This window comes from Lacrimispora brassicae (assembly GCF_054772055.1).
Genome location: NZ_BRYH01000023.1, coordinates 156430 through 180929, shown reverse-complemented (window position 1 = coordinate 180929; position 24500 = coordinate 156430). Strand labels below are relative to the sequence as shown.

Below are 24500 nucleotides of genomic sequence, written 5' to 3'. Positions count from 1 at the left end.
TGGAGGTAGGATTCATGCAGGGCAGATACCCTTTATTTGAAGAAAACCGAATTTTAAAGAAAGAGGCACTGATTGCAATTCGGGATTATAGTTACGACCAGATGGGCTTAACATGGCAGGACTTTAGCTTTGGCATCTTATCTGGATGCAGCATTCTTGTTGAGGGCGCTGAGTTAGTGATATCTCCGGGAATCATAAAATATGACGAGAAAATATTACTCTTGCCAGAGCCAGAACGAATTCCATATCAAGCAACCGACTGCATTCAATATTTGAAAGCTCGAATTGAACTGTGTGATCCTTCTCCTGAGTTTATTACATATCAAATTTCTTTTGGGCTGGCATTGTCTGAGGAATGCATGGAAAATGAAATAGAGTTTTGCCGTTTTCATTTGCGCCAGGGTGCAGCCTTGCGGGGGCAATACAAAGATTTTTTCGATTTGGAAACAGAGTATGATACGATCAACCTGCTTTATGCAGGCTGGGGCGGTAAAGGGGGAAATTCCCTGTCACCATTCGTTACACAGTTTTATGCAGAAGAAATATTACAGGCTTCCGGAAAAAAAACGGAAGACATTGCATTTGCCTATACCTGCCTGAATCAGTCCAATGCAGTCGCACCCGCAATTCTCAAACATTATGTGAATGACCGGGAACCGGGAAGTGGAAGAAGAAAAGAAACAAACAAGGATATTTACAGGGGTATGTGTACAATTCTAAGAACTGCACAGTCCGGAAAAATACAGGTGGATGCCCCAAGAAATGAACGAAGAAAGATCCTGATTGATTAAAAATATGGAGGCAGAAAGGAGAGTATAAGACGTGAAATACTTTAGGATGACAGATACACCGGAATTGAAGTACGCTCCAAAGCTAATAGACTGGCATGGGCAGTTTAATGTTCGCGATATAACCATAAAGTCATACCCCAAGCTGCCAGAGCGACAGTTATTTTTTGTGGAACCAGCAAATGATTTGCAATTCACAGATATTATTCGTGCCCCGTTTTTGATGATATCCCCACGGGTAAAGGATATAATTAAGATGTACCGGGAGCTTATCTTTACGAAAGAGATTGTATTGTTTGAGCAGCAGAAAGGGAAACCGGAGTTGTATTATCTTCCTGTATTTGATGAATCCGAGCAGGTACAATTAGTAATCCGTCGGTATAAAGATGGAACCTGTGTATCTCAGACCGGACAACAGGGAAAAGAAAAAGCATCTATAGAAAAACACATCTTTTGGGTAACAGAAGGGGAAGAACGTCATACCATTCTATCACTGGATTTGGTGGAAAGTTTAATCCGGAGGGGAATCACCGGACTGGGATTTGAGGAAATTCAACTATATCAAAAAGAACAGGAGAGATAACGCATGAGAGAAGGACGTTTAAAGCTGGAGTTTTTTGATGAGTTCCGGGTATCTGGCTGCAAAGGAACACAGGAAGTCAATGAACACATGGAGTATTGCTTTGAGGGTGTAATTCCGATTGCCAGAATGAAAGAATATGCAGCTCTTGGAAATGACAATTGCTGGCCTCATGTTTATGCAATCAATGAAGATAGTGAAGAGGTTTGGATTTGTGGGATGGTAAAGGATATGGTACTGCAGGTAACAGGACAAACCTGCTTGATGCAGCTGACGTTAACCTCCGGTACCGATTTGATGGATATGCAAAAGCATACACGTACCTTCCAGGCAAAATCACTGCGATACGAGCAGCTATTAGAAACCTGTAACAGTGGTTATGAAAATGCCGCCAAAATCATGAAGGTCGGGAAGACGCGGCAGATTGGACAGCTGGTAGTGCAGTATCAGGAAACGGACTGGGAGTTTATCAAACGTCTGGCCAGTCAGAACCAGACGGTAGTGGTGCCTGATGCAGAAACAAAAGGCTCCAAATATTATTTTGGTCTGCCAGAACGTGATGCCGCCATTGCTGGGGATATGCAGGAATATAATAAGCAGTGTAATATGAAAGCTTATTGGGAAAAGAAAAACCAGGGATTCGATGTTACACCACAGGATCTCAACTATTATATATGGAAAAGCCGGGATATCTATCAACTAGGGGATAAGGGAGTAATTGAGGGGCGTACACTGATTGTCTGGAAGATTGAAACCGTAATGCGAGGAAACGAACTGTATCATACTTACTATATGAAGCCGGAGTCCGCTTTTCAGACGATCATGCAGGATAATATAAAGGTTTCCGGAGCGTCCCTCTTTGGAACTGTTACAAAAATTCAGAAAGAACAGGTGCAGGTAACGCTGCAGGAAGATGAAAATGCAGATCATGCCGGAGAACGTTGGTTTTCTTATGCAACGGTCTATTCTTCTGCTGATGGAACCGGCTGGTATTGTATGCCGGAAAAAGGGGATGGTATCCGTCTGTATTTTCCAACGGAAAAAGAAGAGGAAGCCTATGTCGCAAGTGCATATCACGAGACAGGAAGCAGCCTGAGAAAAGACCCAAGCTGTAAGTTCTGGCGTAATAAACAAGGAAAAGAGATCCGTTTGGCAAAAGACCGGATTCTGTTAACGAATAATAATGGATCTTATATGGAGATGTCCGATGAGGATGGAATAGAAATTGTAAGTGATGGTTCCATTCGGATTCAAGCTGGTGCCAGGCTGGAGATTGCCAGCCAGAATTCCTTGATTGAAATAAATGCCAATAAGAGAATCAGTATCCGTCAGGGAACAACAGAGCTGATGGTCGATAGAGAAGGGTTCAATGTAAAAGGATCAAGAATAAAATTGTAGGAGGGGCTTATGAAAATTCAGATGAACGATTTTGTTACAGTCGAAACAGAAGTGCCGTTATTGGAAGTTCATAAGTTTGATTTTGATTGGAAGCTGAATCATCATGGTGTTTTAAGGCTCGAAGGGTTACTGAATCCAAGTATCTCCTGGCAGCCAGGGGAGCTTTATGACAGCTCTGTGAAGATAACGAAGGATAAAGAAACTATTTTTAATGGATGTCTGACTGGTATAAAGACAGTTGTGGCTGGAAATGTGCAGAAAATACTGTTAGAAGCCACCACTGGTTCGTGTATGCTGGATCGCAAGACGGACAGCCAATCATTTCAAGAAGCGGATAGCACCTATGAGGATGTAATTAGAACAATTGTTGAGTCCGCCAATGGACGGATTATTTGTACAGCGGGAAAAGAGATAACAATTGACAAGCCTGTGATCCGTTATCAGGAAACAGAATGGGAGTTTGCAATCCGTCTGGCCAGTTATCTGGGAACTTATATTATCGCTGATATAGAAGTAGGAAAGCCCAATATCTGGTTTGGAATCAGAAAATCAGCAGAGATCTCACGGTATTCAGAAGAGGATTATGATGTATATATACAGAGAAGTGAGCATGGCACCGGTGAAAAGCGGATGATATATAAAGTAAATAGCTCGGAGTTCTATCAGTTGGGAGACACGACGACCTTTTGGGGAGAAACCGTCATGGTCTTTGAGATGCAGGCTGCTTATGACCGAGGCGAGTTAATGTTTTCCTATCTGATGAGTAAGGAAAAAGAGAGTAAGATCGTTTATCGGGAACAGTTTACTGGGATGGAACTTTTGGGAACTGTCCTGGAAGTGAGAGAAGAGCAGATAAAAGTTGCCTTTGAGATCGATGGCGGCGTTTCTACCGGGGATTATTTCTATGAGTGGTATCCGGAAACCGGAAATGGCGTTTATGCGATGCCTGAAAAAGGCGCAAAGATATTTGTGACTTTTGGTTGTGCTGATGAACGGGAGGGGTTTGCCTGCCGCTGTCTGCCGATGGATGTAGGGGAAGATGCAGAGTATCAGGACCGTTATCTGATGACGGGCGAGAATAATGCTCTGACGTTATACGAAGGGCAGATTGGTGTTTCAGCTAAACAAAAGCATAAGTTTATGCTCAGTGACCATTCCATCAATTTGCAGACTCCGGAACAATTACGGATTCAAGCTACCGGCAGCGTCAAACTGAAAGCCGGTGATATCTATATAAAAACTTTGGATTTGATTGAAATTCACCAGGGATAGGAGAACTGGCAGATGACATATTTTGATGAAGAATTATTAGAGACAAAATGGCAGATTGAAAAGCAAACACATACAACGGTTGAAACGGGTATTTATGCCGGAGATGACTTGATTACGTTTGAATGTATTGATGTTCCTTGTACCAGTGTTAGTATGTATCTTCCGACATCATTCATGGTAATGCCGGAGAAAATGAAAGAGATCAAATATCCATCCCGAAATGGCCCGGAGTTTATCGTGTGTAATTGGAACGCAACGGTAAGCTTTGCTTTTAAACAGCTGGAAATGATTGTTGGAAGCGGAGGAACAAAGGAACTGGCACTTCAGAGCCAACAGATCTTGAAAAATGTGAATCCGTCTATCAGAATTCGCGGGCAGGGAGCATTGGAAACAGAAAGCGGGCATGAAATTTACTGGTTTGAATACCATGGCTATCAGATTGATGGTCAAAGCTATAACCAGGTATATCTGATTAAACTGGATCAACATTTGCTATATGGAACATTCAGTTGTTTAAAGGAAGACAAGCCGGACTGGGAGAAGATTGCAAAGATACTTTTCTGTACAGTAAAGGAAAATGTAAAAGGAGTCGAATAGATAGTGGCAGGAATTTGGAGGAATCGATATTGGAACAGTTAGAGAAATTGGAAGTTTACATAGAGGATTACTGTAGTAAGCGGATGGAACAGAAAAAGAAATTGTTGAAGACAAACAGAACGCAATTAAACCGGCTGTTTTGTGAGGTATTGGATGCCGCGATTAACCACCAAACAGAGAAACAGTTGTTTGATGAGCAGGAAAGAGTCCGTTATCTATTCCTGTGTCAGCTGGCAAGCAGCAGGCAGACGGAAAGCTATAAAGTCCTGCTTGGTATGAGTAATTCCAATCTTTACCTAGACGATTCCAAGGTAACGGTTTTTTGGTATCCTGAGCCTATCTATCAGAGTGTGAAGGTGGATATGAAGGAAGTGAAAAAACTGTTAAAAGAAAAGGGCGAGCAGCCCGAAGAAGAGGTGATTCTAAAATTGAAGCAGAAATTACTGGAAGATGACTGGAATCTTCTTAGAGAGCAGTTTCCGGAAATGATAGAAGAAAACTTTTACCGTATCACAGAGAGTAATTTACGGATCGAAGAACATTTTTCTGCTTTGTGCGGAGATTATATGGAACGTCTGCCTGTAGTGTGGGATAAGATTGTGGTGTGAATTAACAATATCGTTTGACTTTAAAAGAATTAATGGATAAAGATACAGAATTACTTTGGATGAAACCAAATATAATGTACAGGAGGTAAAATGATGCCTGGATCAAGCACAAATGAGACTATAATACAACCCAATCCACTTGCTGGAGGTCAGCCTGCCCCATCCATAAGCCTGCCGGGACAAGGATCTTGGCCATCTTCAGGTGGCAGTTCAAACAATACTCAAGGTTCGGGACAAAACACCATTACCATTGATGATGAGGTGTCACTTTCCGGACCATCTACAGGGCTGAATGGGACACCGCAGCAAAGCGGGCCATCTTCAGGAGGAAGCGTACAGCCGGCTACTCCTGGCACTGATTTTAACAATGCTGTCAATGGAATGGCACCGGGAGCAAATGGATCAGGGCAAAACCAGTCTTCAGGCAATGCCACTGGTTGGTGGAAGAACGGAAATGATTGGTATTATTTTGATCCCGTTACCGGAAATATGGTAAAGGGATGGAAGTACGATAATGGGTGCTGGTACTATTTGGATCCAAAAACTGGAATTATGGCAACCGGGTGGATAAAGGAAGATGGATTATGGTATTATCTGGAACCAAATAATGGTCATATGCTGACAGGCTGGCAGTATATCAATCAGGAATGGTATTACCTTGAAACGACTAACGGTAACGGGCAAATGGTAACCGGGTGGAAATTTCATAACGGAAAGTGGTATTACCTTTTTGAAAGTGGTGCCATGGCACATGGCGGTTGGTTAAAGGTTGATGAGAAATGGTATTGTGTTAGGGATAATGGAGAACTGGAAGTTTCAAAAATCTTGGAGTATAATGGTAAGAAATATTATGTCAATGATAAAGGGGCAATGATAACAAGGCAAGATCAGGAGACCGTTACATATAATGGTGTTACTTATGAGGTAGCTGGTGATGGAGTGTGTACAGCGATTGGTAACACACGGCCAGCTGATGCGAATATGCAGTCTTGGAAAGCCTATATTGAGAGTACTCCGGAACTTAGTCAAATTCGTAAAGTCATTCTCTTGGCAGGTATTGCATGCATGGAACGAGGATGTGTATATCATCAATTAAGATCAGGATATAAAACGCCTCATAGTTGTATGAGTAGCTGTGACGGGGAGATACATCCACAACAAGGGAATAAAGAATATGATTATAGTACGATGGCTGCATATAATATAAATGAGCCAAAATACCTGGATTGTTCATTTTTTGTTAAACACTGCTATTGGAAAGCAGGGATTGAAATGGACTGTTCAACTACAGAAGGTATGTCTAAAAAGGCGGATTTTGTACCTACAACAAAGGAGGAATTAAAACCAGCAGATATTGCTGTTAAGGGGGAATATGTAACGGTTAAGGTTAATGGTAAGGATAAATTGGAATGGAAGAATGGGCATGTCATAGTTTTTGTGGGTTATACCAGTACTAATGAGATGGTATGGGTTGAAATGGGATCACATGGAAATGATCGGAAGTTCACTTCCAAATCATTAGGAGCTGAATATAGATTGAAAAAATTTAAGCATAACTTTTGATAGACCAATATTCATCCAGAGTTAAAAGGAGGATGTGATGAAAAAAAAAGTATTTGGAAGCCTTATGATTATAGCAGCTTTGGTAGTAATAGTCTTTATTACCTATTCTGTAGTTACTGTGAAAGAAATTAATATGTCTACCGGTCCAACGGGACATATAGAAAACACACAGGCTGAAATCGTTACTGAGTTAAATACCAATGATGTCAAACAAGACATTGGCAGTAGTTTGGTGGAGGTGGATGTGACAGAGGAAGCAAATAAAGAAATGGAATTTGGAAATACAGGCATGACAAGTAAGAATGTTAATACCGTCTGGCAAAGTGTTAGTGATGATGACGTTATGGTAAGAGATATGCAAAAAGATATGTCAAAAGAGGGGGTGTATGTTTCTGAACTGGGGTTATATTGGGATAGAGGAAGAATACAGGGCGTGCTTTACACAGATGTTCAGGATTTGTGTGAGGAGGCATTTGGAGATTATCTGAGCCCATTACAAGGACTGACTGAGATGGTTTTTGCTGAATCCGATCGATACAGAACACGATTTCGAACTGACAACCAGACTGCGATTATGGATCAGGATACAATCAAGTTTTTCCTATTTTTTCCAAATGATATCGCTGTGGTTTGTATAGAAGATCGGGGAGAGACGTATTATACCACGTTAAAGGTTTTGAGTGAAAAGGAATCGGAGGGCATTAAGGTTTTAGAAATACCACCTACTGGCGGAATAGGAATTGCTGGAACCGGCAATATACCTGTAGAAAAAAACTATGAAACACATAGTGTAATTACTGATATTAGCAGAATAGAATATTCTAAAGCCGATATTCAACTTGTGTTTGATCAGTATATACAACGGGTAACAGATATGGTTTTTAGTGATTATACACAGGCTTTACAAGGATTGTTTATACTTTTGGAACAAGAGGGCTTTGGGGAGTCCGTTGGAATAGAGGAAACAGTGGCTAGTGTTATGTTTGGAAATGAATTTCAAACAACTATAGCCGAAGAAAATTATTTAGAATTCACACTTAATTTGACCTATCAGACTCGTGCCAGAGTGACAATTACTAAGAAAGGAGATCAATATATTACAACATTTCGTCTGCTGAAAGAGGGAGAGTTTGAGACAGAGGTACAAGCAGGTTAAAATGGGGAGTTACAATATTGTGTAAGTTACACAACTAAGCGAATTAGATTTCAAAAGCTAAGTATATCGAACTAATGATAATTATGAGACAAACCATGTAGGAGACCAGCTATGAAAAACATAAATAAGCAGGAAATTTCTTTTTTGTATCGGTGATAAAAAAGGGCAACTATAATAGAACTTCCTTAGGGTGATTTTTCAACATCTATCGATATTGGTATTTGGTAAACAGACGGGTCTAAACCTGTAAAAGCAAGTAGCTTACTAGGGCTAAAGCAACGGTAAATACCACCTATTTTTCGAGTATCATTCCGCCATTGATTTATCCGATATCTGGAATGGTCACGATGACTGATTAGCCGAATTTCATGATATCGGTGATCTTAGATTCAACTCTATCCAATTGGTTATCCAATAACTCAATCTGTGCAATAGAATGGGTTATCTGAATAGATAGAGCACTGTCGCCAGTGCCAACAGACTTCTGTGCGAGAACTCTTAACTCTTTGGCATCTTGTTCGTTGAAATGACCATACAAGGAAACTTTAAGCAGACGAGCAAGATGAGTCATATGCAGGGAAGTAACGTCCTGATTAAGAGTTAGTGAAAGGTTATTTTGATACATAACAAAATGTAAAAGGATTTACTACTGAAAAAAATCTCCAAATTTTATATAGAGGATTTATTGGGATCATTGTCCATCAGCAGGAGGTATACAATCGGTGAGCAGTTGAGTAATAAGAGGCATAAACGTGGTGAGTTTTCGCTGAAGAACCTTTTAGTAACCTCAACAAAAAGCTGTTTTTAGTTAATGAAATTAGCTATGCATGCTACTATGTAAAATATTTTATTCAGTATATACGCGAGGTGTTATATGAGAAAATCTAGCAAAAACGTAAAATCAATTCTGCTGATCCTCTCACTATTTCTGTGTATGACTGCATGTTCCAAAAGTGGGGTAAAAGCGTCACTCCAGGAATCAAAATCCTCAGATGCCACGAGTGAATTTCTTCCGGACCCAGAAAGCCGGACTACCGCGGTAACTATATTAGCAACAACAGAAGCGGTTATGGAAGAAACAACTAAAGATGCAGATAAAAGTGAATATATCCTGCCTGAAGGCGACAGTCGTTGCTATACCAGAGAAGAGTTAAACAAGCTGACAGATTATGTTCTTCGTTTAGCTCACAATGAAATCTTTGCTCGTCATGGAAGATCCTTTACTACTGACGATCTGCAACGTTATTTTGCGACTAAAACATGGTATGTTCCAAGGTATACACCCGAATCGTTTGATCAAAAAGGTGATACCATCTTCAACGAATTTGAACAGGCCAATCAAAACATGATTGTATCAATTGAGCAGCAGAGGGCGTCAGAAGATGTTTTTTCTAGTCTAACGTTTTATGATGATAAAATATTTAATATAACTGAATACACAATTGAAGGTGATACAATCAAAGTGACAGGAGATCTTTGTGACAGAGGATTTGCTACAAAAGAATATTTGGTGAGTTTGAAACCAGAAGATGAGATAGAGGGTTACGGCACTGTCACCAAAGTATCTACTGATGGTTATGTCTTAACATTTATGATAGATCCTGATTGTAATAATCCGAATGCAGATGATCCCGAAACTGTGGAATATTATCTCAGTTTTGATGGTATGGGGGCTTCCTGGTCAACGGGCGGAGAAGGAAGCATCTATCGTCTTGTAAAAGAGAATGTAACCCTTATCTATGACACGAAAACTCAATTTATTCTTATGCAAAAGTACGAGGGAGAACGAGATAACCAATATAACAAAGAATTCTATGAACTACTGCTTGATTATAAAATCAACACATCGATTGATGGTTATAAACCAAACTGGCATGTGGAACTAAAACAAATAACGGGTTTTCATATTGATATTATGGAAGATATTCCTTCGAATTACGCTGGCTAGATAAAACATATGGATAGATCTAATATTCTAATGGAAGGTAGCTTGGATTAGACTGACTATTCATTCGGTAGTGAAAAGGAGGGGGAGATGAAAGAAGGAGTGTCTGAGACTGAAGTACAAATTAACCAGGATGAGCTATCTATACAATAAATAAGTTGTTTCACAATGATAAGAACCAATGATAATTAAGCAATAAAATACACTTAGGAGGGAATTATGGCTAAAACAGTATATATGTCAGGTGGTCCATCGTTAGATGGAGCTGTTAAAATGAGTGGAAATGGCCCGACACAAGCTCACTCAAGTCCAACAACTTCTCTTTCAGGACCGGGTATGAGGGGCAGTTCTCCTGGACAGAGCCTATTAGAAAATGCAACGGTTGGTAGCATGCCTGTTGTAAATACGCTAACTGTGGGCACGAACCAAGATGGAACAATCGGGGTACACACATCAGTTGCAGATGCAATGCCTGAGACTAGCCTAGGTACATTTAGCCGTAATGGTTCTGCATCTGCAAGTACTGGCAGTATAAGTTCTGTTGGCGTGCAAACCGGCTGGGTTCAAGTAGGGAATGGCTACAAATATTTTAAGGAAGATGGAAGTGGGTATAAAATCGGCTGGCATTTTGACTATAATGCTGATGGAAGCAAAATATGGTACTATTTAGATGATGCTGAAAATCATAAAGAATATATGGTGACTGGTTGGAAAAAAATAGCAAGAGGAGATGGCGTTTTCTCTTGGTACCATTTTAGAGTTGATGGGAAAATGTCACGTTACTGGGAATATTTAAAGGAGAAGTGGTATTATTTAGAACCAACGGATGATGCGGGCTATATGATCACAGATTGGCTAATGATAAATGACAATTGGTACTATTTTCTCCCAGGTGACAGTGACGGGAATATGATGATCGGATGGCATGAAATCCGTGGCAAATGGTATTATTTTTATAATACTGATGAAAAAAGAGGGATCATGGCACACGATTATTTGATGCGCCATACAGATGGAAAACTCTATTTTTTACAAGAGAAAAACGATGGATCAATGGCTGTAAACAAACAAATAACGGATCCTGCTACAGGTATTGTTTATTATGCAGATAAAAATGGGGTCTGTACTGAGGGGGCCAGTGGACCATGGCAGGAGAGCATTTCTCCCGGTTTGCAAAAATACTACGATAATAATAATAATTTAATTGGTCAAATCACACAGGTGAATGTGGGCTCAAAATTTGATTATGATTTAAACAATTTTGCTAAAATATATAATAATAATTTAGAAACTTATGAAAAAATATCACAGGAGACAGGAGTTCCAGCAAAGTTAATAGCAGCATTACATTATCGTGAATCTAGCGGAAACTTCAATACATATTTGCATAATGGGCAAAAGTTAGGTACAGTAACCACTATTGTTCCTAAGGGAAGGATCTTTTATAATTTCCATGATGGTGCGGTTGATGCTTTGTTATATGAACAAAAAGCAAAAGGTATTTATTTGACCCCCAATTCAGGCATTGTCATGATGATGACATTTGCTGAAATTTACAATGGAACTGGTTATACAAACTATCGTGGTATAGCGAGTCCGTATGTTTATAGCGGTACAGATGTGTATGTTTCAGGAAAATATGTAAGTGATGGAACATATAGTGCGACAACCGTTGACAAACAGCCGGGAGTATATCTTTTGGTTACTTCGGTATAAACGTAGAAAGTAGGAATTTGGATGAAAAAAAAATTTATTGTTATATGGATTTATGTGCTAATAAGCTTATGTGGCTGTAGTAATATACCGAAAGAACAATTGTTGATAGCCAACCACTCTTTTGAACAGACTTCAGAAAAAGATTTTTTTGTTCAAAATAAGTATTTCTTTCCTGATGAGAGCTCAATTACATATAAGACACGATTTACTTTTCTGGAAGAGGAACCTCTGCCGCAAGAAGTTGATTTATTAATAAATGAAATTTTAAGATTTAAGCATGGGATTCTTTACGAATTAAAGGTTAATTATGATGGTGAATTTTCTGGTCGAATTTATTATGATTGGGATAGATTTCATTTAGGGTATTTTTATGTTCAAGAAGATAAGATTTTTTTGCTCAGGGGGGAAAATATACTCAATGAAATTACCTCTGAAGAAGACATTTTTTCAATGGGTAAAATTGTTTGTCAAGATGAAGAATTAAAAGATTCTTTAAATGAAGACCAGAAGGGAGAGCATGAGTATATTTCGGTTAATGAAAATCAACGCCAATATCATAGTTATAATAATCTTGTTGAATCGGGATTTTATGAAACCTTTGTTTGGGAACAAGATATAGGTTTAGTAGGGTATCGAAGTGGTTTTGGAGCCGAGAAGGACAGTATTGAATTGTATTTGGAAAGCAAGAACTAAGGGAGCCAATATAATGGCAAATGGCATGGCAATATTCTTTTGCGACCATATTACGCCGAGCAAATCCTAGCGAAATATTAGTTGAATACATCTGTCAATAACGGCAATGTAAAAATATTTTCACAGAGCGAGCCTACCGTCACATATTGTTTTTATTGTAGACTTTGTGATAGTAGCATAAAGGAGCGAATTACAATGTTCAAAAGAGTCATTAGTACTATTTCATTGATGCTACTTGCTACAGGTTGCTTAAATAATAGTCAGCCAACGGGTACTGTTTCAACGACACAAACGGTCAACGTGGGTGATTACAATTATGTCGACCAATATAAGTCTGTCATCAACGCGTATATTGGTCTGGAGCAGAGCGGCTATACTTCGTACGATGAAAGTATCCTGGGTGACGACGTTTGTCTGATACCGAATGGTGATGGTTCATATTTTATTGGTTATGATACAAAGCCGAGTTTGATGTATGCTTTTTACGATCTGAACGGCAATGGAATACCTGAACTGCTGATTGGTGCAGATTTGGGCGAAGCTGATGGTGCCGCTATGCCAGATGTTTTCATTACCGGAATATATGGCTTGCAAGATGGTAAGCCGGTGTCACTCATTCAAGTAGATGCTTGGAGCCAGCTTAACGTCTTTTCCAACAATAGTGATATTAGTATCATAAAAATAACCTCGGGAACACACATTGAATATGTTGCGGAGAAATTCTATATGATTGATGAAAAAGAGACATTAATAACACTCAACAAACTTTACACATATGGCAAAATCAATGATTACTATGAGCCTGATGACATTATATATAGCCACACGAAGGATGTCGACGGTAAGGAAGTGAGTATTACCGAACAAGAATATTTCGCATTGATGCAAAAATATGGTTCTGTGGGGTATCTTAATAGGGTTGGTGATTTAAAAGATAACGAAATTGTCATTGATTCATGGAAACCGTTGACAGCATATTAATGATAAAGAGAGAAATGTCTGTTAGCATGACATATGGACGCCCCTCTTGAAATGACTGCCCAAACCGTACACCGTCAGTTTAGACATCAAGGTTAACACAAGAACCTTCTCGCTATTTTTTTAATTAATGCTGATTCCCCATGACTTTAAGGGTAATCCACAAACCCAGAACAAAAGCCATCAACAAAGGTATTTTTGACAGCATTTTTTTACTGTCAGACAGGCTTTTAATGACTTTGCTGTATTTAGTGTTATGTTTGAAATATATCTTATTGATACATTCGATATTAGAGAGCAACTAAATAAAAATGAATCGGAGTCTTTCAATGTGTATGAGTACTGCTGTGGAAATCCAGCAGAATGGGGGGATTTGACTGGGTAAAGATAGTATATTTATACGTAAATGATGGACAAAATACCAAGATAACATTCTTAAGTCCATATCGTAAATAATATTGCCGTCTCAGGTATCAGTGATGGCATTCTTCCCTCTCTCTTCCCAAATTTCCGGGTGTTTATCATTTGGACGAGCAGAACAGTACATCATATATCATGGGAAAACAGGGTCAAACAAACTGCCTATGATGCTTTTGGAAACCTGAGAGGCCATGCAGGAGAACTGCAAACCGGAAATTATAGATGTGGCAGCAGTACGATCAGGAGTTGGATCAATATTATCTGCGGGCACGATTTATAACCTGGCATTGGGCAGGTTTATGCAAAAAGCCCCATACCTTGGCGACGGCCTGAACCTTTGTACTGTAATAATAATCCAGTAATTTACTTTGATCCCAGTGGTTATGCTTATTAAGACGATATGCTTACTACCTTGCCTGGAATGACATATGATCAGAAGGTTGAAGCATTGTATCAACGGAGAGATGAATATTATCAAGGAAAAAAGGATAATGGTAATTTAAACTATTTGATATAGTAGTTTATTACTGAATGAGTTGGAAGCTGTCTTATACATGGATCTAAAACCACCTAAAGACAATATCTCACCACATCATATGCCTTCTGGGGCATGTTCTAATGTAATGAAAGATACACATATTAAGTATGAGTGGGCTCCCTATGAGACAACCTTGTATGAGTCTCTGACTTATGAGAATTGGTTAGACTTTGATCAGTATGATCTTGTGGTTATTTGTGCAGAAACAAGAGAAAATGTTGATGTTAATATGGAGGAAAGTGAACAACAAGATGAATCTAGGCTTGCATAGTAAAGGACGCAAAGAGAATTGATTATACAGCACTAACAAAAGATTAAATGGCAAGGGATGGGATATAAATGGTATCAATGGATACGGAAAATTTAAGGACTATAGTTAGGGTAATAGGAGATGCAGAGGAAGAAATACAAGATATTTACAAAGAGGTTTTAAAGGGAATCCGTTTGAAGTTCCCTAAATTTTTCTGGTCTGAAGATGGAACGGTGAACCTGTATCATGCCAAGGTGATAATCAAATATTTGATAGAAGATATATTGAAATGGAATAGAGTTGAGGTTACTAAAAATTTTAGCACTGAACTATTAAGACAATATAAATTATTAGGCATGTTGCAAAAAGTATTTGTAAATTCTCCTATGGCCGTCCTTGAAAATGCGTATCCTGGAGAATATGATCCGAAAGAAATGCGTGCTACCTGTATGCGCCATGAAGACAATATCTTGCAGAAAGAAGCCATTAGACTTCGTAAACTATGCAAGGGATTAAGCCATGAGGAAATTGTGAAGCTATATGACAATGCCTTTTGTGTAAAAAACCGTTTTATCGTGATTATGCAAGATAAAGAGGCAGAAACAAGCAAATTTCAATTGTTGGACACCGTATTTCCAGGTGAATTTTGTGAATGGGAGTTTACGGTTCCAAAAGGCTTTTGGGCAATAGAAAAAAATCGTACACAAGCAACATTATGGTTGATGGAGAAAGAAGGGACAAAGGCATTAGCGACCCGGCAGTTTAGTGAAAATGGGCTTTCCAGAATTTTATTTCATGGAAAAGGAATTGATAATGTAATATGTGAAGCTCTTTGCATCCGGGAGGAACAGTACCGTGAGGACTTCTATGGGCTACTCTGCCAGTGCCATAACAATGGAATCGACTTGTCAGCGGAATTGGGTGTTAATTCTAAAGTACTGCATTCATGGAGAACAGGAATAAAACGCCCCACCTTTTCTTTTGTAATAGAAAATTATGATAAACTGGTTGAGATAAGCAAAGAGACGGAAAACACGCCAGAGGGATTGTATCAGAAGATACTTGAGGGGAAAGTAAGTAAATTCCCATCAAAGTATTGGAAAAGAGAAAACAGCTATGAAGCCGCAGCAAAAATTACCAGATATGCCATAAAACAAGTACTGCACTGGAGTCCGGTAGAGGTTATGACTATGCTGTACCACCCAGTATTTAAAGAATTGAAATTGGATGGGATGTTTGTTCTATGTCCTGTTTCAGTTTGACAGGGAACAGGTCATCACAAATGCCTATCCGGATATTTCCTGGGAAAATAAGGGGTTTCAGCTTCAGTGTACACGATGGCTGATCGGTAAAACCGGAAAGCCAGTTCCATCAGTCAGGGATTTTATCCGTCATAAGCTGCGTCCGATCATGAAGCTTGCTGATAGAGATGATTTGGTTAGAGAGGTATATGACATCCAGAATACCAATTGCCTGTGCGAGATGGAACGATTCAGAATGCAGTATGGTTTGTCTGCTGAAAAATTTGCTGGTATGGCAGGTATCGCTCAAGCGACAGTATATTATGGAATGAATGGCAGCGTCAGTTTTTCGCTGGAAACGGAGGTCAAGATTATGCAGGCAATAAGGAATCATGAAAGTAAAATGACACAGTCCTGATTTTAAATAGTGCTGTTAATATTGGGGAAGTGGATAATGGTGCAGGAGATTCAGCTGAGCTTGTGACGGCCGCATTTGTGAGTATTGAATTGATCTCGAAAAAATCAAGTTTGGGGAGCGGATTATGGGAGCCATCATTGTTATTAGTGAATTTGAAAGGCTTGCTGGGACTTGTACCATCTGTGAAAATGATGGTACAAGTGGTAATGCAGAAAGTTGAGTTAGTAATGTTTGAGTGTTTTGAAGTTGCTGGATGTCGGTAAAAAGCGGAGTCTTCGTAAGAAACGCTTTATGGTCTGTCTGAATGGAGCGAAATAATTACAGCAGATTCTTGAACGATGGTCTTGAACATTTAGAAACACAGTGATTCTTACTTGTATAATAGGAAATTGATGTGGTAGAACGTTCCAAGTACGATATGTCTTTTAAATACTTTCTGGATATGGCTCCAGAGGAAACAGTTATTAATTCCAGTTCGTTGACGAAATTTCGTAAACTGAGATTAAAAGATATGGAGCTTTTAGACCTGCTGATTGTTAAAACAGTTCAGATTGCATTAGATAAAGGAATTATAAAGTTAAAATCTATTATTGTTGATGCTACACATACAAAATCAAGATACAATCAAAAGACTCCACGGCAGGCACTTCAGGAACAGTCAAGAAAACTCCGCCGTACAGTTTATGAAGTGGACGAAGCAATGAAAAACTAGTTTCCTGCTAAAAACACAGAAGATTCTTTGGAAAAAGAACTGGAATATTGCAAACAACTTATTTCCAATATAAAAGAGAGTAAAAATATATGCAGTTATCCTAAAGTGCAAGAAAAACTGAATTTATTAGAAGAAGCTGTCCGTGATGATCTTGAACATTTGGAAACTTCAAAAGATGGGGATGTAAAAATTGGACATAAAACAGCAGAAAGCTCTTTCTTTGGGTATAAAACACATATCGCCATGACGAAAGAACGGATTATCACAGCGGCCACAATCACCAGCGGCGAAAAAGCAGATGGAAAGGAATTGGCAGCCCTGGTTCAGAAAAGCAGGGGAACAGGAGTGGAGGTTGAAACCGTTATTGGTGACAAGGCATATTCAAGCAAAGAAAATATTGATGCTGCAAAAGATGGAAATTATGAACTTGTCACCAGATTAAACAGTATTGTTACACAAGGGAACCGTACGAAGCCGGATGACTTCAAATTTAACAAAGATGTTGGAATGTATCAATGCAAAGCAGGGCATTTGGTAATCCATAAATATTTAGATAAACCAAAAACTGAGGATAAAAATCCGCGGATGACATATTTCTTTGACATAGAAATATGCAAGAAATGCCCTTACAGAGATAGATGCTACAAAGAGGGAGCGAAAAAAAAGACTTATGCAGAGACTGTCATCTGCGATTCACATAGTGAACAGGCACAATTTCAGGAAACGGAACATTTCAAAGAAAAAGCAAAAGAGCGTTATAAGATAGAGGCAAAAAACAGCGAATTAAAACACAGAAATGGTTATGACGTTGCGTCATCATCAGGTCTTATTGGTATGGAAATGCAGGGAGCGATGGCTATATTTGCAGTAAACCTCAAGCGTATCATTAAGGTGATGAGCGAAAAATAAAGGAAGCTTTGGTTCAAAACAAGGCATCAATAACAGGAAAAACACAAAAATCCACCAGAAAAAACTTGAGGCTGGTGGATTTTGTATTCTTATTAATAATACAGGATTTAAAACCCCATGTTTTTCAGTGCCCTCGAATGAGGGGCTAGGGGAGCTGAAGTGTCGAAGACACATTTTTATATAAGAAAATTGGCAAATGCTTTTTCGGAGCTTGCCGCCAGAATGATAATCCTGGAAGCAAGGGACCTAATCGTTGACTATGACAGAAGCTTTAAGATCATTTCCTTATAATGCTCATAAGTTTTGTTTAAAGCAGCCCGATTGTCAGTGACCACTGAGATGTATAGTTTTATTTTGGGTTCTGTTCCTGAAGGGCGGACTGCAATCCAGCTTTTATCAGCAAAGAACAATTTGATCACATTGGAGGAGGGCAGAGCTAATTTTGTGGTCTGGTGATACTCTAAATCAGTTTTTATGCCTGTGTTGTAGTCTTCAATGGCAACCAGTCCTTTATCTTTAAAAAGTCTTTCATAATTCTGACGCAGATGATCGATCATTGCTTTAATCTCTGCAACTCCGGCTGCCCCCTCTTTACGGATTGACACAAGTCCTTCTTTGTGACAGCCAAATTTATCAAATAAATATTCCATCACCTGAATCAGGTTTTGATTCTGGTCTTTATAGAAGGATGCCATTTCGGCAATGAGTGCAGCCGCAATAATGGCATCTTTGTCTCGGACAAAATCACCTGCAAGATAGCCGTAGCTTTCCTCAAAACCCAGCATAAAATTATATTCTCCGGTGATTGACCATTGTTCCAGCAGCTCACCGATGTATTTAAAACCAGTTAAAGTTTCAAACAACGTAACACCATGTGCCTGGCAAATGTTTCTGGCCAGATCAGAAGTTACAATTGTTTTTATGACTGCAGGTTTTTCAGGCATGGTGCCTAGCTGCCTGGAAGAAGTAATGAGATAGTGGCACAGGAGTGCTCCTACTTCATTTCCATTCAGTAAAAGGTAATGATCCTGATCTTTTACCATAATTCCAATCCTGTCGCAATCCGGGTCAGTAGCCATCAGCAGATCATAGCTTTGATTTGCAGATCGTGCTTTTTGAAGAGCCATTGAAAAAACTTCCGGTTCTTCCGGGTTAGGATTATTTACAGTAGGGAAGTTACCGTCAAGCTGAGCTTGTTCTTCTACCATATCAACATCAAAGCCCAACTGTTTTAAGACCATAGGAACAGACTCCAGGCCGGCTCCATGAAGCGGGGTATAAAGGATTTTTAGTTCAGAATGATTTTGGGTAACCGGAGTGTTTTGTGAGACCAGGGTTTGGACCTGCTGACAGTACTGCCGGATTGCCTGAGATTCAATAAAGGTAATTAAGGGATTGCCGGTCAGTGCTTCATCCGGCAATACCCTGATGTCTTGAAACAGATCCAGTTTTTCGATTTCTTCTAAGATTCCTGCTGCCATTTGGTTGGTAATTTGTACTCCAGACTGGTTGTATACTTTGTAACCATTGTATTCTTTCGGATTGTGGCTGGCAGTAATGTTGATACCGGCACTGGCTTGATAATATCTGACACAGAAAGAGAGGATTGGTGTAGGCATTACTGCCGGAGCAAGGAGTACCCGGATCTGGTTGGCTGCCAGGACCGCTGCAACCTGATTTGCAAAATCCCGGGAATGATTCCGGGAGTCCCAGGCAATTACAACTGCAGGGTGAGTTTCCCTGCCTGACAGATAGTTTGCCAGTCCTTGGGTTGCTTTTCTGATGGTGTACTTATTAATCCGGTTATCACCCATTTCCATAACACCGCGAAGTCCGCCGGTACCAAATTCCAGATTTTTGAAAAAACGGTCAGTTATCTGTTCGTGATCTCCCTGTATCTTTTTCAGCTCAGTGTGTGCTTCCGGATCGTAGCTGGTATGTATAAGCCAATCGTTATATCGTTCTTGAGTATTCATAACGCCTCTTTCTATTTCTGATGTTGAATTATATGTCTGCTTCAATATATATTAAAAGATGATCTGAGATTAATGTCTCTTGAGGACTTAAGGTAAAGGCAGATTTTATAGCTGGAACATGGTTGGCAAAGATGAAGTCAATATGCATATAATCATTGACAGGAACTTCTTTTTCAAAGGCATAACCGGTAGCTGTTCCATAAGGTCCCTGGTGTGGTGTCACCGCAGCTTCTCTGGTATCAATCATTCCGCTTTCGGTGAGAATCTGATACCACTGTCCATGTTCATTCTCATTAAAATCACCAGTCAAAAAGACAGGAATATCCTGAAAGTTTTCTTTTATAAATGAGGTTAGCAGCTTGGCACCAAAAACTCTGGCCTGTGGGCTGATATGGTCCAGGTGGGTGTTAATAAAAGCCAGCTTCTGTCCCTCTTTACGACTTTTAAAAAGTCCCCATGTAGCGATTCTCAGACAATCGGCATCTTTATATTTGCTGATTGCATCCGGTGTTTCAGAAAGCCAGAAAGTATTTCCTTTCTCCATTGTAAAACGGTTGGAATTAAATAGAATCGGACATGCTTCGTTATTCTGATCTTCCGGAAAAGAACGGTAGTCTCCAAACAACTGGTATTGGGAATGCTTCTGCAAATAATCATATTGGGATCTTCTTGTTTCCTGTATTCCAATAAAGTCGAAATCCATACGGTTTAGCAAAGCTGTCAAAGGTTCTTTACGAAAAAACCACGAATGCTGTCCATCGGATTCCAAATCAATCCGGATGTTGTAGCTTGCAATTTTAATACCCATGTTTTTTTCCTTTCCTGTTTTTTCTGCCATTAACCAGATACAACGCTAAGGTTGAAATAATCATCAAAATAACCGAGTACACCAGAGCCATTGCTCTGGCATCGCCGGAGGACTGAGGATTGGTGTTTTCAGAGACGATAATACCCAGTGGTTTATACAGCGGAGAAAACAAAAAAATAGATAGATCATAGTCCGGCAGTAAAGCAATAAAATTAAGGACAAAAACACCGGCTACTGAGGGAAGAATGATGGGCAGCAAAACTCTGATAAAGGTATAAAGAGAAGTTGCACCCAGATTTTTTCCAGCTTCTTCAAGGTCTGAGGGAAGATTAAAAAAGACTGCTTTTGTCATTCTTAACGTGAAAGGAATCTTAATAATGATATAACCTGTTAATAACAAAAAGACAGTGCCACCCAGCTTGAGGTTAAAGAGCATAGGCTGTGGTGTGTTAAATGTAACGATCAATCCCATTGCAACCAAGGTGGAGGGAATAACCCACGGGATGAGCAATGAAAATTCCAGGACAGTAGTCAGCCTGTTACTGTATTTATGGATCAGTCTGGAAGCCAGCAGACAAAGCACCATAACGATCAATGAAGCGGTAAACGCATATACAATACTTACCAGATAAGGCTTCAAAGAAGCCATGTTCTTTAATACCATCTGGTAATTTTGCAGTGTCAGGCTGCTCAGTGAAAATCTGGCCGAAGAAATGGCCTGGCTGTTGGTAAATGAAAACAGGATTGTCATTGCAACTGGTATGGTATAGATAATAAATAAAAGATACGATATTGCATGAACGGTTAAATTAATCGCCGGATTATTGATGGTCTGCTTTTCCAGCTTTGATTCCACTTTTGAGACCGACATATAGTTGCCCCGGCGTTCGATATGTATCATAAACAGCAGCAAGAGAGTAGTGGAAAGTCCCAGGGCCAGAGCTAAAAAGGTAGCCAGATCCCTGGACGTAGTGCTTTTTGAAAAGGCCAGAATCATTGGCGTTATGGTTTCAAACTGCTTTCCTCCCAGAATCAATGGGGCGGAGGTTGCATTAAGTCCAGTCAAAAAAGTTAAAATAGTTAAAGCAAATAAGGTTGGTTTTAATGTGGGAAGCACCACCCGTCTTAGAATATACCACTGGGAGGCGCCCATATTTCTGGCTGCTTCAATCGTCTGATAATCCAGACTTTTGATGGCATTTGACAAAAACATAATATGATTTGAGGTGCAGGCAAAGGTCATAACTAAGACAACGGCAGGATATCCGACAAACCAACTCCGGTTAAAGTCTGGTATGATGCCATCCAGTATTCCAGTTAAGAAACCAAACTCTCCATATACCATTTTATATGAGGCTGCTAAAACAACTCCGCCATAAATCAGCGTGGTGGAATATGCCAGCTTCAAAATGCGGCTTCCGGCAATGTGAAAGTAGTCAGTTACCAGGACAATAAAAATTCCTACCAGATTCACTGTAAATGTCAGGGTACAAGCAAGCACAAAGCTGTTTTTTAAGCTTCTCACGGCCCTTTCCGATTTCATTAATTTGTGTATCGCATCGACATTAAAATGACCGTCTGTAAAAAAGGTTACCTTAATTGTATTGAAATTAGGGTAAACCAGAAAGAGCGTAACAAACCATGTGAAAAACAAAAAACAAAGAATCTGTGTCAATGTTATCTGGGAAGCCCACGATTTTATTTGACTGCTGAGTTTTTTCATAGTGCCTCCTTTTATTTATAGGTCAAGATACTGTCGGTATGAAAAGCAGCCTTTACGAAGGCACCCACCGGAAAGCTTTTATTTAAATCTTTTTCGATGATATGAACAATAATATCGCTGCCGGTAACCGTATATTTTGTATAAATACCGTAGAATTCTCTGGCAGTAACCTCCCCTTCCATTACAACCAGACTGTCATCAGCATCATCTTCTGATGGTAAGATAAATACTTTTTCAATTCTGATATAGTGCTTTTGACCTTTTTCTGCCACCTTTTTCAGTGACTGTACAGATGAGTGGTTGACAAATTCAGTAATATCATTGCTTTCGCCGATAAAGTTGCAGATAAATTCAGTTTTGGAATGGTTATAGATTTCCTCCGGTGTTCCCACCTGTTCTACAACACCATTGTTAAAAACAGCGATATGATCAGATAAGGTCAGTGCTTCTTCTTGATCATGGGTAACATAGATGGTAGTTATGCCAAACTTTTTTTGCAGTGTTTTAAGTTCATGACGAAGCTGCTTGCGAAGCTTTGCGTCCAGGTTTGAAAGTGGTTCATCCAGTGCCAGAATCTCCGGATTTAAGACCAGGGCTCTGGCAATTGCGACTCTTTGCTGCTGCCCTCCGGAAAGTTCGGAAACCTTCTTCGTTAATTGTAATTCACTTAAATCTACTTTTGCTGCAATACTTTTTACCTGCCGGCTGATTTCGGCTTTTGGCATTTTCTTGACTTTTAAGCCAAAGGCAATATTTTCATAAACACTTAAGGTGGGGAAAAGAGCATAGCTTTGAAAAACAAGATTAATATTCCGCTTCTCCACTGGTGTATTGGTGATGTCCTTATCCTTTAGTTTAATTTTACCTTTTGAAGGTTTAATAAAGCCTACCAGGCTTCTGAGTGTCGTAGTTTTTCCGCAGCCGGAGGGACCAAGGAGGGTGAAAAATTCACCCTCTTTTATGGTCAGGTTCAGATCTTTGATTGCTACAAAGGATCCGAACCGGATTTCAATATCTTCAAATCTAATCATAAGTAGCTACCTTTCTCCAATGTGTCATAGGATCACATGATTTCAAGCTCTATTTTTTCAATCCAGTATTCCAGATTCTCGTTAATAAATTCCCAGTCAAGTTCCTGTGTTTTTATATTGCCATAAAGCTCTAACACTTCCTGATTGGCAGACTTTGCTGCAGTCTCGTTGGTTGGCATAGCATTAAATTCTTTAGCAAATTCAGCCTGAACTTCAGCACTGCCGAACCAGTCAATAAAAGCTTTGGCCTGCTCTGCCTTTTTAGTGCCATTGATGAGTGCAATTTGCTCAACAATCGTTGGTGTTCCGATTTCTGGATGAACAATTCCAACTTCGATTGCATATTGTTTTTCTTTCGCTTTCATCGTTCCTGAAACAGCGGTACCAATACTTACCTTGCCGTTAGCCATACTGGAATAAATCTCTTCCCCTTCAATTGCGGGCATGCCATGGTCAAAATATGATTTTATGTTGTTCCATCCTTCTTCGGAAATACCCAGTTCGCCATTTTCATCCTGATATTGGGAGAGAATACTGGCAACAATAATTTGAGCAGTAGCCTGATTCATCTGAGCCGGAACTTCATATTTACCAGTAAACTCTTCGTTGGACCAAAGATCCTCATAACCGACAGGGGCGGTTGTTTGGTCGTATTCATCAGTATGGTAAACAATTACCAGAGCCTGCTTTACCAGGGAGTGGTAGTAACCGGAAGGATCGTTTGTACCGGCTTCTGTTTCAGTACTCCAAACTGGAGTAAAAGGGGCCAGTACGTTATTGGATTTTAATTTTTCGTAGAACATGGTATTTAAGCCAAAGACAACATCAGCGGTAGGGCTGGCCTGTTCTGAAATAAGCCGGTTTGTCAGGTCAGCACCGCCAGCACCAACAATCGTAATGTTAAAACCAGCTTCTTTGGCCTTGGTTTCCCACCATTCTCCGCGGCCATCAGAGTTAGAATTGGTATAAATTATTAGCGTTTCTTCATTGCCGGCGGTCTGTTCCTGCTCTTTGGAAGCCAGAGTGGAGCTGGCAGCCGGCTGATTGCTGCAGGCAGTCATACTTAAAGCCATAATTGCAGCAGAAGTGATACAAACCAGTTTTTTCATTGTCTTTCTCATAATAAAACCTCCATTTTTTGTTTTTTAAAATAAATTTTATATTCATGAGGTGCCTGATA

General features: G+C 39.6%; 20 protein-coding genes and 1 pseudogene. 16 read left to right on the top strand and 5 right to left on the bottom strand.

What is annotated here, in order from left to right; translation table 11 throughout:
• The first annotated feature begins 14 nt into the window (after positions 1-14).
• The 16 genes and pseudogenes from ACYVD3_RS11135 to ACYVD3_RS11060 all read left to right on the top strand — a co-directional run.
• Positions 15-791: a hypothetical protein gene (locus ACYVD3_RS11135; RefSeq protein WP_460642585.1), complete on the top strand. Its 777-nt coding sequence runs from the start codon at positions 15-17 to the stop codon at positions 789-791.
• 31 nt (positions 792-822) lie between these two features.
• On the top strand, positions 823-1371 hold the full coding sequence (locus tag ACYVD3_RS11130; protein ID WP_460642584.1) for a hypothetical protein: 549 nt from the start codon (positions 823-825) through the stop codon (positions 1369-1371).
• Positions 1372-1374: 3 nt separating this feature from the next.
• Entirely contained in the window at positions 1375-2766 is a 1392-nt protein-coding gene (locus ACYVD3_RS11125) for a contractile injection system protein, VgrG/Pvc8 family (RefSeq protein WP_460642583.1), read from the top strand.
• A gap of 9 nt (positions 2767-2775) precedes the next feature.
• Positions 2776-4038 carry a hypothetical protein gene (locus ACYVD3_RS11120; protein WP_460642582.1) on the top strand — a complete coding sequence of 421 codons (1263 nt, stop codon included), beginning with the start codon at positions 2776-2778 and terminating at the stop codon, positions 4036-4038.
• Between the two features lie 12 nt (positions 4039-4050).
• Positions 4051-4635 carry a hypothetical protein gene (locus ACYVD3_RS11115; protein ID WP_460642581.1) on the top strand — a complete coding sequence of 195 codons (585 nt, stop codon included), beginning with the start codon at positions 4051-4053 and terminating at the stop codon, positions 4633-4635.
• A gap of 29 nt (positions 4636-4664) precedes the next feature.
• Complete coding sequence (locus ACYVD3_RS11110; protein ID WP_460642580.1) at positions 4665-5243, top strand: hypothetical protein; 579 nt, start codon at positions 4665-4667, stop codon at positions 5241-5243.
• A 90-nt stretch (positions 5244-5333) separates the two neighbouring features.
• Positions 5334-6806 carry a hypothetical protein gene (locus ACYVD3_RS11105; RefSeq protein WP_460642579.1) on the top strand — a complete coding sequence of 491 codons (1473 nt, stop codon included), beginning with the start codon at positions 5334-5336 and terminating at the stop codon, positions 6804-6806.
• A gap of 37 nt (positions 6807-6843) precedes the next feature.
• On the top strand, positions 6844-7962 hold the full coding sequence (locus ACYVD3_RS11100; RefSeq protein ID WP_460642578.1) for a hypothetical protein: 1119 nt from the start codon (positions 6844-6846) through the stop codon (positions 7960-7962).
• A gap of 874 nt (positions 7963-8836) precedes the next feature.
• Positions 8837-9910: a YARHG domain-containing protein gene (locus ACYVD3_RS11095; RefSeq protein ID WP_460642577.1), complete on the top strand. Its 1074-nt coding sequence runs from the start codon at positions 8837-8839 to the stop codon at positions 9908-9910.
• 216 nt (positions 9911-10126) lie between these two features.
• A complete protein-coding gene (locus tag ACYVD3_RS11090; protein WP_460642576.1) occupies positions 10127-11623 on the top strand; it encodes an N-acetylmuramoyl-L-alanine amidase family protein in 1497 nt (498 codons plus the stop codon).
• 21 nt (positions 11624-11644) lie between these two features.
• A complete protein-coding gene (locus ACYVD3_RS11085; protein ID WP_460642575.1) occupies positions 11645-12316 on the top strand; it encodes a hypothetical protein in 672 nt (223 codons plus the stop codon).
• 195 nt (positions 12317-12511) lie between these two features.
• Positions 12512-13297, top strand: a complete 786-nt coding sequence (locus ACYVD3_RS11080) for a hypothetical protein (RefSeq protein WP_460642574.1) — start codon at positions 12512-12514, stop codon at positions 13295-13297.
• A 971-nt stretch (positions 13298-14268) separates the two neighbouring features.
• The gene (locus tag ACYVD3_RS11075; protein WP_460642573.1) at positions 14269-14523 is read left to right on the top strand and encodes a hypothetical protein; all 255 of its coding nucleotides are present in this window, start codon (positions 14269-14271) and stop codon (positions 14521-14523) included.
• Positions 14524-14591: 68 nt separating this feature from the next.
• On the top strand, positions 14592-15764 hold the full coding sequence (locus ACYVD3_RS11070) for a DUF4046 domain-containing protein (RefSeq protein ID WP_460642572.1): 1173 nt from the start codon (positions 14592-14594) through the stop codon (positions 15762-15764).
• Entirely contained in the window at positions 15739-16161 is a 423-nt protein-coding gene (locus tag ACYVD3_RS11065) for a helix-turn-helix domain-containing protein (RefSeq protein WP_460642571.1), read from the top strand. The genes ACYVD3_RS11070 and ACYVD3_RS11065 overlap by 26 nt, the downstream gene beginning before the upstream one ends.
• Before the next feature lie 385 nt (positions 16162-16546).
• Positions 16547-17782: pseudogene (locus ACYVD3_RS11060) on the top strand (transposase); the annotation flags it as partial.
• Positions 17783-18039: 257 nt separating this feature from the next.
• On the opposite strand, the gene ACYVD3_RS11055 reads toward ACYVD3_RS11060, so the two are convergent.
• From ACYVD3_RS11055 to ACYVD3_RS11035, 5 genes are read right to left on the bottom strand one after another with little or no spacing between them, the layout of a single operon-like run.
• Positions 18040-19758, bottom strand: a complete 1719-nt coding sequence (locus ACYVD3_RS11055; protein ID WP_460642570.1) for a phospho-sugar mutase — start codon at positions 19756-19758, stop codon at positions 18040-18042.
• 28 nt (positions 19759-19786) lie between these two features.
• A complete protein-coding gene (locus ACYVD3_RS11050) occupies positions 19787-20566 on the bottom strand; it encodes an endonuclease/exonuclease/phosphatase family protein (RefSeq protein ID WP_460642569.1) in 780 nt (259 codons plus the stop codon).
• Entirely contained in the window at positions 20556-22289 is a 1734-nt protein-coding gene (locus tag ACYVD3_RS11045) for an ABC transporter permease (protein WP_460642568.1), read from the bottom strand. Before ACYVD3_RS11045 ends, ACYVD3_RS11050 begins: the two co-directional genes overlap by 11 nt.
• Before the next feature lie 11 nt (positions 22290-22300).
• On the bottom strand, positions 22301-23320 hold the full coding sequence (locus ACYVD3_RS11040; protein ID WP_460642567.1) for an ABC transporter ATP-binding protein: 1020 nt from the start codon (positions 23318-23320) through the stop codon (positions 22301-22303).
• Positions 23321-23352: 32 nt separating this feature from the next.
• Positions 23353-24441 carry an extracellular solute-binding protein gene (locus ACYVD3_RS11035; RefSeq protein WP_460642566.1) on the bottom strand — a complete coding sequence of 363 codons (1089 nt, stop codon included), beginning with the start codon at positions 24439-24441 and terminating at the stop codon, positions 23353-23355.
• Positions 24442-24500: the final 59 nt, after the last annotated feature.